This is a genomic window from Sphingomonas sp. NPDC019816, from assembly GCF_050274375.1.
Lineage (GTDB): Bacteria > Pseudomonadota > Alphaproteobacteria > Sphingomonadales > Sphingomonadaceae > Sphingomonas.
Map to the genome: position 1 here is coordinate 42,627 of NZ_JBNNOB010000005.1, position 14,820 is coordinate 57,446.

The window sequence follows — 14,820 nt, forward strand, 5'->3', positions numbered from 1 at the left end:
GCATTTTCTTTACCAATAGCGCCCGGCTATAGTTTCTATAGCCGAAACCGTCAGCCGATGGTTTTCCGTTTTGCTTCACTACATAGTTGGCATGACAGACACTGGAGTTTCGTATCGCCAGCATCGCGAGCTCGGCGATGTCGCGTGGCTGCGCGACTATGACTGCGGCAAAGCGCTGGCCGCCGCGCAGCGCAAACCAGTGCTGTTACTGTTCCAGGAGGTGCCAGGGTGTTCGACCTGCGTGCATTTCGGACAGGACGTTCTGACGCATCCGCTGATGGTAGAGCTAATCACCGATCGGTTCGTCCCGGTGGCGATCTTCAACAATCATCCCGGTGCGGATGCCCATATCCTACGCCTTTATGGCGAGCGATCCTGGAACAACCCGGTTGTGCACTTTCTTCGACCCGACGGAACCGAGCTGCTGCCCCGATTGGCCGATCGCTACGACGCGCTCGCCCTTCACGAAAGTCTCAGCGCCGCTCTGCGGACGCTCGACGGCAACGTTCCCGCGTATTTCGACCTGCTCGGGCGCGACTTGCTCACTGAGGCCGGCCTCAGCGAGGAGACCATCTACACGACGCCATGTTTCTGGTCGGGCGAGACGAGCCTTGCTCAGCATCCGGCGGTGATCACGACCGATGCGGGGTGGGTCGATGGCGAGGAAGCAGTGCAGGTTCGATTCGATCCGCAAGCGGTCACGCTTGCCGATCTGAACGCTTATGCTCGTGCGGAAGGCTTTGCTCCGGCAGAGCGTGGCAGCTTCAGCTTGGATCGCGAGCCGCAATTCTACCTGCGCAAGAACCCCGTGCGCCATCTCCCGCTGACGGCGGCGCAGCGAACTCAGATCAACCTAGCCGTCCCGTATCGCACCCCGATCACCGACTTGCTCAGCCCGCAGCAGTCCGCTTGGCTCGCAGACCCGCTCTTGCAGCGTGTGAGCGATGGAGAAACTTACGGCCGAGATATTCGCCATAGCTGGTCAACGCTGAGGGCGCAGCTTGGCGCGGCTCGCAAAGTGGACTGATGCGGAAGGCTCACATCGAACCTCAGAAGCTTGATTGGCTTCGGTTGCCGTTGGCCGTCGAGCGGGCTGCTGTGCGTCGATCAAGGCGCTGCCGCTTAGGCCAGGCGCGTCGGCAAACACGTCAAAATAGCCCGTATTTCCGAGCGTAAAGAGCCAAGCCCGTCGCTCGATCCCCTAGGCCTTTGCCCGAGCGAGCCCGCGCCGGGGACGACAATCTGCTGCGATCTGATCGCCCGCGCGGCTATTGAAACTATAGCCACCGGGTATTTGGAATGGGCGTTGTCACAGAGGTATAGTCATAGCGCAGTCGTCACGATTCATGACGAAACAAGTTTGATTTACTTTGGCAGAGCTCAGGTACCGAGTCTCCTCTCAACTCGTCGTCGGACGGATCCGCGTGCGAAAGGCTTGTAACGCAGGAGAGTGAACGGAAAGCCAGGCCCGTGCTGTCGCGACGAAAAGGAGGGTCTGGATGGTCACAAGAGGTTTTACCGGACGCGGATCCGGCGGCGACCAGTCCAGCCGGATCCCCCCTGGGCAGCATCTCGTTGAGAATTTCCCGGTTCTGACGGCGGGGCCGACTCCGGATGTCGACACATCGAAGTGGAATTTCACGGTTAAGATCGGACCGAAGCCCGTCAAGGTCTGGAACTGGAGCCAATTCAACGCTCTGCCGCAGACCAAGGTAAAGAAAGACATCCACTGCGTTACTTCCTGGTCTAAGCTTGATACGGCATGGGAGGGCGTGTTGATCGAGGATATCCTGGCCGATGCCGGGCTCGAGCACCCAACCGATTTTGTCCTGGCCCATTCCTACGACGGCTACTCAACGAACGTCCCGCTGGCGGATCTCCTCTCAGATAAGGCGATGGTGGCGCTCAAATATGCGGGCCAGCCGCTTGCGCGTGATCACGGCGGCCCGGCAAGACTGCTCGTCCCCCACCTGTATTTCTGGAAATCGGCCAAGTGGGTAAAGGCGCTGCAGTTCACAATGCGCGATGAAGCCGGCTTCTGGGAACTGCGCGGCTACCACATCTACGGCGATCCCTGGCGCGAGCAACGATACACTCATGATTGATAGCGCCGTGCAAGCCGCGTCGTGGCAACTGTCGGTGATTGATCGGATCGTCCAGCAGACACCGGGCATCAAGAGCTTCTTCCTACGGTTGCGCGATCCATTCACGCATGTGGCGGGCCAGCACGTCGACGTGCGTTTGACGGCCCCTGACGGCTACAAGGCGATGCGCAGCTATTCGATCGCTTCGCCGCCCGATGAATCCGGCATTCTTGAACTCGCCATCGAACGCTTGACCGATGGGGAGGTATCGCCCTTCTTTCACGACGTTGCGGCGGTCGGTGACGAGATCCAGGTTCGCGGCCCGCTCGGCGGACACTTTCTCTGGCCGGGGGACGTCGCCGAACCAGTGCTCTTGATCGGCGCAGGATCGGGCCTGGTGCCGCTAATGGCGATGATCCGGCAACGCCGCGCATCGGCACAGACTGTGCCGACCGCGCTGCTTCTTTCGTCCCGCACTTCTCACGACGTCCTGTTCGCCGACGAGCTGCAAGCAATTGAGTTCGATGATCCCGGCTTCGTGCTGTCGTTGGCAATCACGCGTGAAGCGCCCAGACGCGAGACCGACTTCGCGCGACGGATCGATGGGACAATGGTCCAGGAGGTCATCGGTCGGCTTCCCCGCGCGCCGGCGCATGTCTTCGTCTGTGGGTCGAACGGCTTTGTCAACATAGCGACCGATGGCGTGCTGCTCGCCGGTCTGGGCACCGCGGCAATCAAGACCGAGCGCTACGGTGGCTAACGGCGCAGATCCCGCCCTGCCCCACGGGCCGAGGACCCGATGCCGCGGCGCCCGCCGGGCTGGGGCTGTCGCCATGACGATCGTCGCACGACAGCTTCAGCTAGAAACCTGCCCTGACAGGCTGCCCCTGCGCTCCACATTTCAGGCTGTCGAGCGTTCTCTCAATGCTCTGCATGTCAGGCAACTCCTCGTCCGCCACAGTCGGTTTCCAGTGCTTCCCTGCATGCGTCAGCATATCGCCCGGGGCAAAAGGCACAGGCCGCCTTTCGAGCCAGGCCGGCTGCTGCGTGGTGCAACTTTCCCAATCCAATCCCAGAATTCCGGGAGACCATCATGAGTCGCTTCGCCAAACCAGTCTTCTTGGCTGCCGGTCTTCGGACGCCCTTTGGACGCGGAGGCGGAGCGCTGGCGGCCTATGACGCGGTCTCGCTGTCTGTCCCGGTGGTGCAAGCGATGGCTCAGCAAGCAGAACCCGACCTCTTCGTCTGGGGAACCGTGATCCCCAACTTGGGCTGGAGCAACATCGCGCGCGAGGTCTGGCTCGACGCCAAGCTCAATCCGAGCGTCCCGGCTTTCTCGATAGTTCTCGCATGCTCGACCAGCATGACAGCGACCTTTGCTGCGGCGGGAATGCTGGGCGCCGGAGCCGACCTGACGCTAGTCGGTGGGGCCGAGGTCATGAGCCGACCGTCGCTCGCGCTGACGGCCGCATCTTCAAAGCGGCTTACAGACCTGTTCGCGAAGGATGCCGCCGCTGCGCTGGCCGAGCTGCAGTCGCTCACGCCACGGGACTTTGTTCTGCCGACCAAGGGTTGGGCGAACCGTATCACCGGAAGAACCATGGGCGATCACATGGAGGAGACTGCGAAGGCGTGGAATATCTCGCGCGCGGCTCAGGACGAATGGGCGCTCAAGAGCCATCGGCGTGCGGTCGACGGCTGGAATGACGGCTTCTTTGACAATCTCGTGATCTCGCTTCCTGAGCTGGCGCGCGACGCCAATCCGCGTGCCGATACGTCGGCCGAGCGGCTTGCCGCGCTGAAACCGGCTTTTGACCGGGACAGCGGGCTGGGAAGCATTACGGCCGGCAACAGCTCGCCGATCACCGATGGCGCGGCCGGCTGCTGGGTCGCCAATGAGGCAGGCGTAAGCAGACTGCCGACCGGTACGCCGCACGTCCGGCTTGTTGATTATGAAGTGTCGGCCGTTGATCTTCATACCGAGGGCCTGCTGATGGCGCCATCCTATGGCATTCCGCGCCTGCTCGCACGGCATCAGCTCGCCTACCCCGACATCGCGCTATGGGAAATTCACGAGGCGTTCGCAGCGCAGGTGCTGGCGAACGTTGCGGCCATCACCGATCCGGACTGGGTGCGTGCCAAGGCCGGCGTCGAGGAAGACCTGGGCCCGTTCGACTGGGATCGCGTCAATCCAATGGGCGGCTCGGTGGCGATCGGGCATCCGTTCGGCGCCACCGGCGCCCGCGACCTTAGTCAGGCGGTGAAAGAGCTGTGGGCGCTGCCGGTCGGATCACGTGCGATCGTCAGCATCTGCGCCGACGGCGGGCAAGGCACCGTCGCGCTTCTCGAACGCGTCTGAAAGAGTTCAGCTATGAAAGCCATCCGATTCCACGAATTCGGCACCCCGGACGTGCTTCGATACGAAGATGCCCCAATGCCAGACATCAAGCCAGGAGAGGTACTGGTCCGCGTCCTCGCCGCAGGGATCAACCCGCCAGACTGGTATCTAAGAGAAGGGTATAAGGCTTTGCCACCGGAGTGGCGGCCGAAGGTCGCATTTCCTGTCATTCCCGGGTCGGACGTCTCCGGCGTCGTCGAAGCCGTCGCCGATGGCGTCACAGGTTTTGCACGCGGCGACAGTGTATTCGGAATGATCCGTTTTCCCAGCTTCGGCGACAGCCTGGGATATGCCGAGTACGTCTCTGCGCCTGCCGGCGATCTCGCCATCAAGCCTCTTGGGATAGATCACATCCACGCCGCCGCCGCACCGATGTCAGGGCTGACGGCGTGGCAATTCCTGATCGCCTTGGGGCACGACGAGGCCAATCCGTTGCAGCCAGTCAGGCACGAGCCGGTTCCCCTCGAGGGACGAACCGTTCTCGTCAATGGCGCGGCGGGTGGAGTTGGTCATCTCGCGGTTCAGCTGGCGAAATACCGGGGAGCGCGCGTCATCGCCAGTGCGTCCGGCCGTCACGAGGCTTTCCTGCACGATCTCGGCGCAGACGAGTTCATCGATTACACAAAGACCGCACCCGAGAACGTCGTGCGCGACGTGGACCTGGTTGTCGATGCCGTGGGCGGCCCCACCGCCGATCGCTTTCTGCAGACCATCCGGCACGGCGGTGCGCTATTTCCCATCTTCCCTCTGGGATTTGCCGGTCACGACGAGGCGGTCGCCCTTGGCATCACGGTATCCGCGACGCAGGTGCGCTCGAATGGCGGACAACTCGCCGAACTCGGCCGCTTGCTCGGTGATGGCACGATACGTGTCGCCGTAGATAGCACGTTCCCGCTCGGCCAGGCGGCGGCGGCCCACGAGCGTGCTGCTGCCGGGCACATTCAAGGCAAGATCGTGCTCACCGTCGATGATGCAGAGCAGGGACATAAGCAGGCGGACGCCACGACAAACTGGCCTCCGCGCATCCACGGACATTGAAGCTGTGACCTTTGACCAGCTTCTTCCTCGGCCACACCGCCGGCTCGCACGCGCGCTGAACATGCGGTGCGTCGCCCGTACCCCGATCGGCGCCGCACCAGCGCAGCAAGCTTTGTTCAGAGCAGACCAATGATCGTGAGGGCCGACACCGCAATCGCCCGGGGTGCTCAACGCGCCAGCGCCCTTGCTGACCTGATGGTTCTCGACACACCTGAGGAACCAGCCTTTGACGACCTCGTCTTTATGGCCGCAAAGGCTTGCAACGTCCCGATCGCGCTCATCACCCTGCTCGACGTCGATCGGCAATGGTTCAAAGCCAAGTACGGCCTGGACGTCCGCGAGACCGAGATCGATCACTCCGTATGTCAGATCGAGATCGATCATGGAGACATGCTGGAAATCACGGACCTGACCGCCGATCAGCGCACCAAGCGCAACCCGCTCGTCACCGGCGGCCGACGCTTTCGCTCGTATGCCGGAGCACCGCTGATACTACGCTCAGGGGCAATCGTCGGCCGCTTGTGCGTTATCGACACCGAGCCGCGGCCGGAAGGGCTGAACGAGTTGGAACGAGCGATGCTGCGAGCGCTCGCCCGCCTCGCGAGCGAAAATCTCGAACTTCGCCGTACCGCAAAGGCAAGTGATCGTCTGACGGAGTTGCAAGCCGCTTTGGTCGATATCGGCGAGGCTATTCGCAATAGTGACGATGCCGGGCAGATGGCATCAGCTACCGCCGCCATCGTCGGGCGGGTGCTGAGTGCAGATCGCGCTGGCTTGGGCCTGATCGATGACGCTGTGGAGATGCTCGAAGTCGAAACAGACTGGACCGCTCCCGGCGTCCTCAGCGTCGCCGGCCGTCACGCGCTTGACGATTATGACGGCTTGCAAGAGCCTCTCTCCGATGGCGATCCGCTTGTCGTATCAGACGCGCTCGCGGACGAACGCACGTCCCCCAACCTAGCGCTCGCAATGCGCAATGGGGTGCGTGCGCTTGTCGATGTGCCGGTGCGGGACCCTGGCAGGACGACTGCTCTGTTCTTTGTCCACTCGGCAAACCCGAGGCATTGGCTCGCAGAAGAGATCGCGTTTCTCCGCACCGTCGCTGATCGCCTCGAGGCCGGCGTGGCACGCCATCGCTCAGAGGAGCAGCAGCGCATTGTAAATGGTGAGATCGCGCACCGGCTCAAGAACATGCTGACCATGGTTCAAGCGATTGCGAGTCAGACGCTCCGATCAGCGAGTGACCGCGAGTCCGTTTACGCCTTCGAACGCCGTCTGATGGCTTTGAGCGCCGCTCACGACGCTCTGCTCCAAAATAGCTGGGCGCAGGCCGACCTTGCATCGATTGCGGCAACCGTCATTGAGGCGGTCGGGTTCACGGACCGCGTCAAGATAGACGGCCCACCGGTCGCGCTGTGGCCACAAGCCGCGATGTCCTTCTCGCTGATTGTGCATGAGCTTCTGACAAACGCCTGCAAATACGGATCCCTAAAAGGCGAGAGCGGCAACGTCTCGCTGACGTGGGATATAGAAAGCAATAATGGCGACGAGCGCCTCACGGTCAAATGGCGCGAATGGGGTGGACCTCTCGTCATCCCACCGGCGCGACGCGGCTTCGGCTCGAAGCTCATCAGCATCGGTCTAGTCGGCACTGGCGGCGTGGACGTTCGCTACGATCCGGCTGGCTTTGAGGCCGATTTGCAAGCCCAGATGCGCCATCTGACGAGGGGCTGACAGAGAAATGCGCATAATGGTGAGCCCCGTGGTTCTCGTCGTGGAAGATGAGCCACTTGTTCGGCTGTTCGCTTCAGAAATAATCGAAGAGGACGGCTTCGAAGTCCTTCAGGCGGCTGATGCCACCGAAGCGATCGTCACTCTGGAAGCACGCCTGGATGTCCGTGTCGTCTTTACCGACGTGGATATGCCAGGCGGAATCGATGGCATCATGCTGGCTCTCTGCATTCGCGAGCGCTGGCCCGACATCCAGATCATCATCACGTCAGGCAGGCCGTGGCCAGCGGAAACCAAGCTGCCCAACGACATGGTCTTCTTCTCGAAGCCGTATCGTCAGGACCGGGTGCTGGAGACGGTCCGGAAAATGGCCGCATGATGGTCCGCGCCTGCGCACTCTGCATCAACGCCGACGCAAGCTCGAATCGTATGACGGGACGGGCCGCTCGTAACCGCAAACCTCAGCTACTCCGGTCGTCGGAGAGGGATCCCTCGCCATGCTGCTGCTGATCCTATCTTACCTTGCCGGCGTGCTGACCATCATCAGCCCGTGCATCCTGCCGGTGCTCCCCTTCGTGTTCGCGCGAGCGGGCCAACCATTCATTCGTAGCGGTCTGCCGCTTCTGTTGGGAATGGCGGTGACGTTCGCCGGAGTGGCAACACTGGCGGCCGTTGGAGGCAGCTGGGCCGTGCAGGCGAACAGCCTCGGAAGAGCGGTGGCTCTGCTGATACTGGGGCTGTTCGGTCTGCTGCTGGTGTTCCCCGCGCTCGCCGACCGAGCCACGAGACCGATCGTCGGTCTGGGCGCACGGATTACGGAAGCGGCCGGCCCCGAGCGGACTGGCGCCAGCTTTTGGCCATCACTGCTCCTGGGCGTAGCTACCGGTCTTCTTTGGGCGCCGTGCGCCGGGCCTATCCTGGGGTTGGTGCTAACTGGGGCCGCGTTACAGGGCGCCACCATCGGCACATCGCTACTGCTGCTGGCCTACGCCGCCGGCGCAGCAACATCGCTCGCATTTGCGCTGCTCATCGGCGGACGCGTGTTCGCCGCAATGAAACGGTCGATCCGTGTCGGAGAGTGGTTCCGCCGCTCCCTTGGCGCGCTCGTGCTTCTCGCCGTGGCCGCCATCGCGCTGGGGCTCGATACCGGCCTCCTGACCAAGCTCTCGCTCGCCGGCACATCGACTGTCGAACAGAGGCTGCTGGACAGCCTGCGGCCGGACGATCGCTCGGAGCAGACCAGCACCCTGGGAGACGGGCCGCTCGGCTTCGAGGGAGAATTAGCCTCGCTTTCCGGCGCGACGGCTTGGCTGAACTCCCCGCCACTCTCGCGTGAGGCATTGCGCGGCAAGGTCGTGCTGGTCGACTTCTGGACATACAGCTGCATCAACTGTCTGCGAACCTTGCCCTATGTCAGAGCCTGGGAAGCGAAGTACCGGGCGGCCGGCCTTGTCGTGATCGGCGTTCACGCGCCCGAGTTCGCCTTCGAAAGGGATCCCGAAAACGTCGCGAAGGCCGTGCGTGATCTTGGCGTCACCTATCCTGTCGCGCTCGATAACAATCATGCGATCTGGCGCGGCTTCAACAATAGCTATTGGCCAGCCCACTACTTCATCGATGCGCGGGGACGCATCCGATATCATCATTTCGGTGAGGGAAATTACGCCGAGTCCGAGAAGGTCATCCAAAGGCTTTTGGCCGAGAATGGTCGTGCCGTCGGCGACATGCGGACCGTCACTGTACGCACTAAGGGAGCCTCCGCGGCAGCGAGCTGGAACGACGTACGCTCGGCCGAGACTTATCTGGGGCATCTGCGAGCTGAGCGTTTCGCGTCGCCGGGCGGCTTCGTACGCGACACGGGACACGAGTATGTCGCACCGCCGCGACTGCCTCTGAATGCCTGGGCCTTGGCCGGCCGCTGGCTTGTAGGATCGGAATATGCCACGGCCCAATCCACCGGTGCTCGCATCGTCTATCGCTTTCATGCCCGCGACCTTCATCTCGTGCTTGGCCCATCCGCGACGGGCCGGCGGGTACGGTTCCGGGTGACGATCGATGGCAAGCCACCGGCGGGAGATCACGGCACGGACATCAATGACGCCGGGAACGGCATGATCGAAGGGCAGCGTCTCTATCAGCTAGTGCGGCAGAAGAGCGCTGTTCGTGAGCGCACCTTCGCGATTGAGTTCCTTGACCCCGGCGCTCAAGCTTTTGCCTTCACCTTCGGCTGAGATGAGGTGCAGGAATCCTCGCAATCTACCTCGTCCACAAACGATCGGAAACACTTGCCGTGACACCTGAGATTCTCCTCTACACAACCAGCTGGTGCCCCTTCTGCAGGCGCGCGAAGGCTCTGTTCACCGAAAAGGGCCTGAAATGGACTGAACACAACATCGAGGACGACCCTGCTCAACGGCAGGCGATGGTGGACGCGTCAGGCAGAAGCACCGTTCCGCAGATTTTCATCAACGGCGAGCACATCGGGGGCTCGGATGACCTCTTGGAGCTCGATGCCCGAGGCGGGCTCGACAAGCTTCTCGCCGGCGAGGCCTCGGCACCTGAATGACGGACCGCTCAGCCAAATCAGAGAGCGAAGGAGCACATTATGGTCTCGGCAGTATGGAACGACGCCACTATCGCAGCGAGCGACAAGACCGTGATTGTCGAGGGCAATCACTACTTCCCGCCTGAGACGGTCGATCATAGCCGGCTAGAGGAAAGCGAGCATTCGTCCGTCTGTCCGATAAAGGGTCGGGCGCGGTATTATCACGTTCTGGTGGGCGGAGAGCGCAATCCGAACGCGGCTTGGACGTACCCGAACCCGACCACGAAAGCCGAAGCGATCAGAGATCATGTCGCATTCTGGAAAGGCGTCGAGGTTGCGTAGCCCGCTCCGCGCAGGGCGCGGCGTTTGATGCCGGCGACGCTTCACGCTCGCGTCTACGGACAAATTGAGCGCGCGCTCGATGCGCTGGAGAGGTCTGGCGACCTTCCGGCCGGGCTAGCACGGACCGGCTTGACGCTGGAAACGCCGTACAGCGCCGCTCACGGCGATCTGTCGACCAATGCCGCTATGGTGCTGGCCAAGGATGCAGGCGTCGCCCCCCGGCAGCTCGCCGAAAAGCTGGCGCACCGGATGGCAGCGATCAACGAGGTTGCCAGTGTCGAGGTCGCTGGGCCGGGCTTCATCAATCTGCGCCTTACCGACGACGCGTGGCGCGACGAGCTCGCGGCGATCGTGGAAGCGGGCGAACGATATGGAGGATCCGCCTCCGGCGCTGGCAAGACGGTGAACGTCGAATATGTGTCGGCCAATCCGACAGGCCCGATGCACATGGGCCATTGCCGCGGTGCGGTCGTTGGGGACGCGCTGGCGAACCTGCTGGCTTTCACCGGACACCGCGTGATCCGCGAGTACTATGTCAACGACGCTGGCGGCCAGGTGGACGTCCTCGCCCGCTCGGTGCATCTTCGCTACCTCGAGGCGCTCGGCGACAGCGTCGTCGATATTCCGGAGGGCCTTTATCCCGGCGACTACCTCAAGTCCGTTGGCTACTCCCTGGCGGCGGACTACGGCGACCGTTACCGAGATGCTCCGGAGGCTGCTTGGCTGGTAACTTTCCGCTCGCGCGCCGTCGCCGCGATGATGGAGATTATCCGCGACGATCTTGCTCTGCTCGGCATTCATCATGATCGCTTCGCGTCAGAAGCCGAGCTCCTCGCTGCAGGGAAGCCCGCCGCCGCTGAGCGTTGGCTGCGCGAGCGCGGCCTGATCTATGACGGCGTCCTTGAACCGCCCAAGGGAGACGCGCCGGAAGGATGGCAACCGATCGAGCTGCCGCTTTTCCGCTCCACTAGCTTCGGCGACGACCAGGACAGACCCATCCGCAAGGCGGACGGTAGCTGGACCTACTTCGGCACCGATCTGGCCTATCACTTCGAGAAAGCCCGCGATGCCGATGAGATGGTCAACATCTGGGGTGCGGATCACGCAGGCACGGTGAAGCGCATTGTTGCGGCCACCGCGGCCCTTACCGAGGGCCGCAGCCGCTTTGATGTCAAGTTGGTGCAGATCGTCCGGCTGCTTCGCGACGGCACCCCGGTCAAGATGTCGAAGCGTGCCGGCAACTTCGTGACGCTCGCCGACGTCGTGCGCGAGGTCGGCAAGGATGCCGTCCGCTTCACCATGTTGACCCGCAAGGCAGAGGCGCCGATGGATTTCGACTTCGCGAAGGCGGTCGAGGCTTCACGGGATAACCCGGTCTTCTATGTTCACTACGCCCACGCGCGCATTCAGTCGCTTTCTCAACGAGCAAGCGCGGCCGGAGTCGTATTGAGCGGCAAACCCGACCTAACCCCATTGGACACTCAGGACTTAACTCTCGTTAAACTGGCAGCTCAGTTTCCGCGAGTAGTGGAAGCGGCCGCGTCGGCGCGCGAGCCGCATCGAATCGCCTTCTTCCTTGCCGATCTCGCGGCGGCTTTCCACGCCGCTTGGAACGCGGGCATCGATGATCCGGGGCGCCGTTTCATACGTGCCGATAACGCGCCGATCAGCCGCGCACGGCTCTTCCTGGCAGGCGCCATCGGGCAGGTTTTTCGTAACGGCCTTGCGCTCATCGGCGTCGAGCCGGTGCAGCATATGCCCAGAACGCCGTGAAGTGCGATCAGGGAGTCAAGGTGGCTGCGCATGCGCTGATCAAGCAGGTTACCTTTCTATTCGGCGCGCCTGATGCGGATCCGCCAGCGCGCCCGCCCGCCAACGGAAACGACTTTCGGTAATGCATCAAGTATCTGAGATGGCGAATGCCACCTTCGAGGCAGCGCTGGAGCGGCTACCACGGGGTTTCAGCGAGGGGTTTTTCGACGGCCACCGCTACGGCGTGACGGTACAGCGATCTGAAGACGGTCGGCGGAACAGCTTGTTTGCGAGAGATCTCGCCGGCACCGACATCGTCAGCTTCAACCTGTACCGTATGCTTGACGGCAGCACGTTGCTGAGACCTTGCGAGATGTCGTCGGAGAAGGTGGTGAACTTCGTTCTCGGATTCACCCCTGCCGAGTAACCATCATCTCGCAACCTACGGGATCAGAGACGCTTTGCTATCCGCTTGCGCGGTCGCTCGAGGCTATCGAAACTATAGCCGCTAGTCATTGGACTTCGATCAGAGGCAAAATCATTCTGTTGGTCTCTACGGCCGAAAGGGAATCGATACCGGCTCCTGTTAAAGCCACCGATCAGGGAGCCTCTCGATGACCAATGCCAGCCCTGCGCCAGTCGCAACCCCGACCGACCTTGATGAGTCCGCGACGATGACCGTGGCGGACGCTCTCAAGATCATCCTGGCGAACAGCTACGCGGTCTACCTCAAGACCAAGAATTTCCATTGGCATGTCTCTGGACCCTATTTCAGGGACTACCATCTCCTCCTCGATGAGCAGGCGGCCGAGATCCTCGCTGTCACCGACGCCATCGCCGAGCGCGCCAGAAAGACGGGCAACCGAACACTGACTTCCATCGGCGACATAGCACGCCACCAGACGATCATAGACAATGATGCCGAAATCGTGACGCCACAGGACATGCTGGCCGAGCTGAGGGCCGATAACCTGCATATGGTGGAGGCGTTTCGGCGGGCGAAGGAAGTCGCGGATGAGGCGAAGGATAACGCCACCTCCGGCCTCATTGACACTTGGACCGATGAGGCTGAGCGTCGTGCCTGGTTCCTGTTTGAAGCCAGCCGGCCCGCCTGACGAGATACTGAAGGTAGACGTTGATGAAGGTTGGCCTTGGTGGCGGTTGCCACTGGTGCACCGAGGGCGTGTTTCAGGCGCTACGAGGTGTTACCCAGGTCGAGCAAGGATTCCTGCAATCTGAGCCACCGGCGGACACCTGGGCCGAGGGCGTTGTCGTGACCTTTGACCCGTCCGCCATCAGCCTGGGGACTCTCTCCGAAGTGCATCTCAGAACGCACTCCTCCAGCAGAGCACGCTCAATTCGCGGAAAGTACCGCAGCGCGATCTATATCTTCGAGCCTGGCCAGCGTTCCGAGGCTGAGCAGGCCGTCCGCCGGTTCGCGGCACAGGCTGCGAAGGATATTCACACGCAAGTGATGCCCTTCGTTGGCTTCCTGCCGTCGGACGAGCGCTACCAAAACTACTATCGCACCGATCCCAGCCGGCCGTTTTGTCGCCGGTACATAGATCCGAAACTCGATCTCATCCGACGCGAGTATGCGGATATTGCGCTGACCGACGTCCACGAGCTTGGCGAGGCGCCAAGCGGCGCCGGCGCTCATAAGGGTGGCTGCTGACCCGCCGCTACAACGCTATCGGCCTTGACGGATCGACAGCCAAAAAGAGATGCTATATATGCGTCGCGCATATTAATTGGGATTTTCGGTTGGCATCTCCTCGTTCCAAGCGGATGCGGTCTAGAATGGGTCGCGCAGGACAAGACCTGTATCGCGAGGTGTCCGTGATCATGCGCCGGGCCGAGCTTCTACGGCGTATTCGTGCGGCCAGGCGGCAAGATACGGGACCAATGTTCAATTTGGTAAGGTCCAAGTTTCTAATTGCCGAGTGCGCCAGAGGGGACCTAGCTCTGCTGCGATGGGCGCTCGTCCTCGTGTTGCTCTGGTCCGGTGCCATGAAGTTCACAGCCTACGACGCCTACAACATCGCTCCTTTGATTGCCGAAAGTCCGATCTTAAGCTGGTTGAGCGTCTTCGGGGTGCAGGGCGAGAGCAACTTCATCGGTTTCATACAGCTTGCGACCGCGTTCGCCCTAACTGCAGGAGCTTTCAGCGCTTTGTTCTCGGCGCTCGGAGCAGCCATGTCGATGTGTTTCTCCCTGATCACGCTGTCCTTCTTCGTCACCACGCCAGGAGTGGCGGAGTCCTCCGCAGGTGGGTTTCCGGCCATCTCGGCAATGCCTGGCCAGTTCCTGCTCAAGGACACGGTGCTGCTCGCTGCGTCCCTCGTTCTACTTCTCAATTCTATCCGGCGGATGCGCACGCTCGCATTCGCACGCTAGGACTGCCGCTCAGCCAGCGCTTCTGCCAGCGTATTAGTGTCGGGGACAGTTCCGATCTTTCCCGTAAGCGGGGCCTGAGGGGTATCCATCCGGCGGCGGCCGCCTTGTCGTGAGGTAGTGGACTGCTCTTAAGAATGCTCTCGAGAGTAGGCTTAGGAGCGGTTCATGGGGCAGATAACGGTAATGACCGGGCCGGAACGGCGGCGGCGTTGGAGCGACGAGGAACGGCTGCAGATTTTGGCAGAAGCCTTTGCGCCTGGGGCCAGCGTTTTGGCTGTGGCACGGCGGCACGACATTTCCACGGCGCGGATTTACACATGGCGCAGCAAGCTGCGACAACCGCCCGCCCTGACCGAGTTCGCCGAGGCGGTGGTAGACGATGGCGCCCAGCAAGGCGGGCAACAGGCCGGGATGCCGGTGATCATCATCGATCTCGGCGCTGTCAATCGGCGTGCAAAAAGGACCCCCTATCGGCGTCCAAAAGGGACCCCCTTCGTCGAGCAGCGTGACGGGTATGGCGGGTGCACCGTTTG

16 protein-coding genes are annotated in these 14,820 nt (G+C 62.0%); all 16 read left to right on the forward strand.

Annotation, left to right across the window (positions count from 1 at the left end; genetic code table 11):
* Positions 1-91 precede the first annotated feature (91 nt).
* On the forward strand, positions 92-1,027 hold the full coding sequence (locus ACQKJZ_RS01680; protein WP_037525888.1) for a VPGUxxT family thioredoxin-like (seleno)protein, type 2: 936 nt from the start codon (positions 92-94) through the stop codon (positions 1,025-1,027).
* A 472-nt stretch (positions 1,028-1,499) separates the two neighbouring features.
* Positions 1,500-2,105: a sulfite oxidase-like oxidoreductase gene (locus ACQKJZ_RS01685; protein ID WP_010339817.1), complete on the forward strand. Its 606-nt coding sequence runs from the start codon at positions 1,500-1,502 to the stop codon at positions 2,103-2,105.
* On the forward strand, positions 2,098-2,844 hold the full coding sequence (locus tag ACQKJZ_RS01690; protein WP_010339818.1) for a ferredoxin reductase: 747 nt from the start codon (positions 2,098-2,100) through the stop codon (positions 2,842-2,844). The genes ACQKJZ_RS01685 and ACQKJZ_RS01690 overlap by 8 nt, the downstream gene beginning before the upstream one ends.
* Positions 2,845-3,177: 333 nt before the next feature.
* Positions 3,178-4,443, forward strand: coding sequence for a thiolase family protein (locus ACQKJZ_RS01695; RefSeq protein ID WP_010339819.1), 1,266 nt, complete (start codon positions 3,178-3,180; stop codon positions 4,441-4,443).
* 12 nt (positions 4,444-4,455) lie between these two features.
* Positions 4,456-5,520, forward strand: a complete 1,065-nt coding sequence (locus ACQKJZ_RS01700) for an NADP-dependent oxidoreductase (RefSeq protein WP_010339820.1) — start codon at positions 4,456-4,458, stop codon at positions 5,518-5,520.
* 129 nt (positions 5,521-5,649) lie between these two features.
* Entirely contained in the window at positions 5,650-7,254 is a 1,605-nt protein-coding gene (locus ACQKJZ_RS01705) for a sensor histidine kinase (protein ID WP_010339821.1), read from the forward strand.
* Positions 7,255-7,270: 16 nt separating this feature from the next.
* The gene (locus ACQKJZ_RS01710) at positions 7,271-7,630 is read left to right on the forward strand and encodes a response regulator (protein ID WP_037525908.1); all 360 of its coding nucleotides are present in this window, start codon (positions 7,271-7,273) and stop codon (positions 7,628-7,630) included.
* Between the two features lie 118 nt (positions 7,631-7,748).
* Entirely contained in the window at positions 7,749-9,482 is a 1,734-nt protein-coding gene (locus ACQKJZ_RS01715; protein WP_010339823.1) for a cytochrome c biogenesis protein DipZ, read from the forward strand.
* Between the two features lie 59 nt (positions 9,483-9,541).
* Complete coding sequence (grxC, locus tag ACQKJZ_RS01720) at positions 9,542-9,817, forward strand: glutaredoxin 3 (RefSeq protein ID WP_010339824.1); 276 nt, start codon at positions 9,542-9,544, stop codon at positions 9,815-9,817.
* Positions 9,818-9,856: 39 nt separating this feature from the next.
* The gene (locus ACQKJZ_RS01725) at positions 9,857-10,138 is read left to right on the forward strand and encodes a DUF427 domain-containing protein (protein ID WP_010339825.1); all 282 of its coding nucleotides are present in this window, start codon (positions 9,857-9,859) and stop codon (positions 10,136-10,138) included.
* A gap of 27 nt (positions 10,139-10,165) precedes the next feature.
* Complete coding sequence (gene argS / locus ACQKJZ_RS01730; protein ID WP_029548034.1) at positions 10,166-11,911, forward strand: arginine--tRNA ligase; 1,746 nt, start codon at positions 10,166-10,168, stop codon at positions 11,909-11,911.
* Between the two features lie 139 nt (positions 11,912-12,050).
* The gene (locus tag ACQKJZ_RS01735) at positions 12,051-12,317 is read left to right on the forward strand and encodes a hypothetical protein (RefSeq protein WP_029548035.1); all 267 of its coding nucleotides are present in this window, start codon (positions 12,051-12,053) and stop codon (positions 12,315-12,317) included.
* Positions 12,318-12,504: 187 nt separating this feature from the next.
* Positions 12,505-13,005, forward strand: a complete 501-nt coding sequence (locus ACQKJZ_RS01740) for a Dps family protein (protein WP_010339828.1) — start codon at positions 12,505-12,507, stop codon at positions 13,003-13,005.
* Between the two features lie 23 nt (positions 13,006-13,028).
* Positions 13,029-13,565, forward strand: a complete 537-nt coding sequence (locus ACQKJZ_RS01745; protein WP_010339829.1) for a peptide-methionine (S)-S-oxide reductase — start codon at positions 13,029-13,031, stop codon at positions 13,563-13,565.
* A 230-nt stretch (positions 13,566-13,795) separates the two neighbouring features.
* Complete coding sequence (locus ACQKJZ_RS01750) at positions 13,796-14,287, forward strand: DUF417 family protein (protein ID WP_010339831.1); 492 nt, start codon at positions 13,796-13,798, stop codon at positions 14,285-14,287.
* A 165-nt stretch (positions 14,288-14,452) separates the two neighbouring features.
* Positions 14,453-14,820, forward strand: a 368-nt coding sequence (locus tag ACQKJZ_RS01755; RefSeq protein WP_427729752.1) for a transposase, incomplete at its 3' end; no start/stop codon positions are given.

What these genes read in the sequence shown, in the direction of transcription:
- ACQKJZ_RS01680 (WP_037525888.1), top strand. Translation starts at nt 92, where the DNA reads ATGACAGACACTGGAGTTTCGTATCGCCAGCATCGCGAGCTCGGCGAT.
- ACQKJZ_RS01685 (WP_010339817.1), top strand. Translation starts at nt 1,500, where the DNA reads ATGGTCACAAGAGGTTTTACCGGACGCGGATCCGGCGGCGACCAGTCC.
- ACQKJZ_RS01690 (WP_010339818.1), top strand. Translation starts at nt 2,098, where the DNA reads ATGATTGATAGCGCCGTGCAAGCCGCGTCGTGGCAACTGTCGGTGATT.
- ACQKJZ_RS01695 (WP_010339819.1), top strand. Translation starts at nt 3,178, where the DNA reads ATGAGTCGCTTCGCCAAACCAGTCTTCTTGGCTGCCGGTCTTCGGACG.
- ACQKJZ_RS01700 (WP_010339820.1), top strand. Translation starts at nt 4,456, where the DNA reads ATGAAAGCCATCCGATTCCACGAATTCGGCACCCCGGACGTGCTTCGA.
- ACQKJZ_RS01705 (WP_010339821.1), top strand. Translation starts at nt 5,650, where the DNA reads ATGATCGTGAGGGCCGACACCGCAATCGCCCGGGGTGCTCAACGCGCC.
- ACQKJZ_RS01710 (WP_037525908.1), top strand. Translation starts at nt 7,271, where the DNA reads ATGGTGAGCCCCGTGGTTCTCGTCGTGGAAGATGAGCCACTTGTTCGG.
- ACQKJZ_RS01715 (WP_010339823.1), top strand. Translation starts at nt 7,749, where the DNA reads ATGCTGCTGCTGATCCTATCTTACCTTGCCGGCGTGCTGACCATCATC.
- ACQKJZ_RS01725 (WP_010339825.1), top strand. Translation starts at nt 9,857, where the DNA reads ATGGTCTCGGCAGTATGGAACGACGCCACTATCGCAGCGAGCGACAAG.
- argS (WP_029548034.1), top strand. Translation starts at nt 10,166, where the DNA reads ATGCCGGCGACGCTTCACGCTCGCGTCTACGGACAAATTGAGCGCGCG.
- ACQKJZ_RS01735 (WP_029548035.1), top strand. Translation starts at nt 12,051, where the DNA reads ATGGCGAATGCCACCTTCGAGGCAGCGCTGGAGCGGCTACCACGGGGT.
- ACQKJZ_RS01740 (WP_010339828.1), top strand. Translation starts at nt 12,505, where the DNA reads ATGACCAATGCCAGCCCTGCGCCAGTCGCAACCCCGACCGACCTTGAT.
- ACQKJZ_RS01745 (WP_010339829.1), top strand. Translation starts at nt 13,029, where the DNA reads ATGAAGGTTGGCCTTGGTGGCGGTTGCCACTGGTGCACCGAGGGCGTG.
- ACQKJZ_RS01750 (WP_010339831.1), top strand. Translation starts at nt 13,796, where the DNA reads ATGTTCAATTTGGTAAGGTCCAAGTTTCTAATTGCCGAGTGCGCCAGA.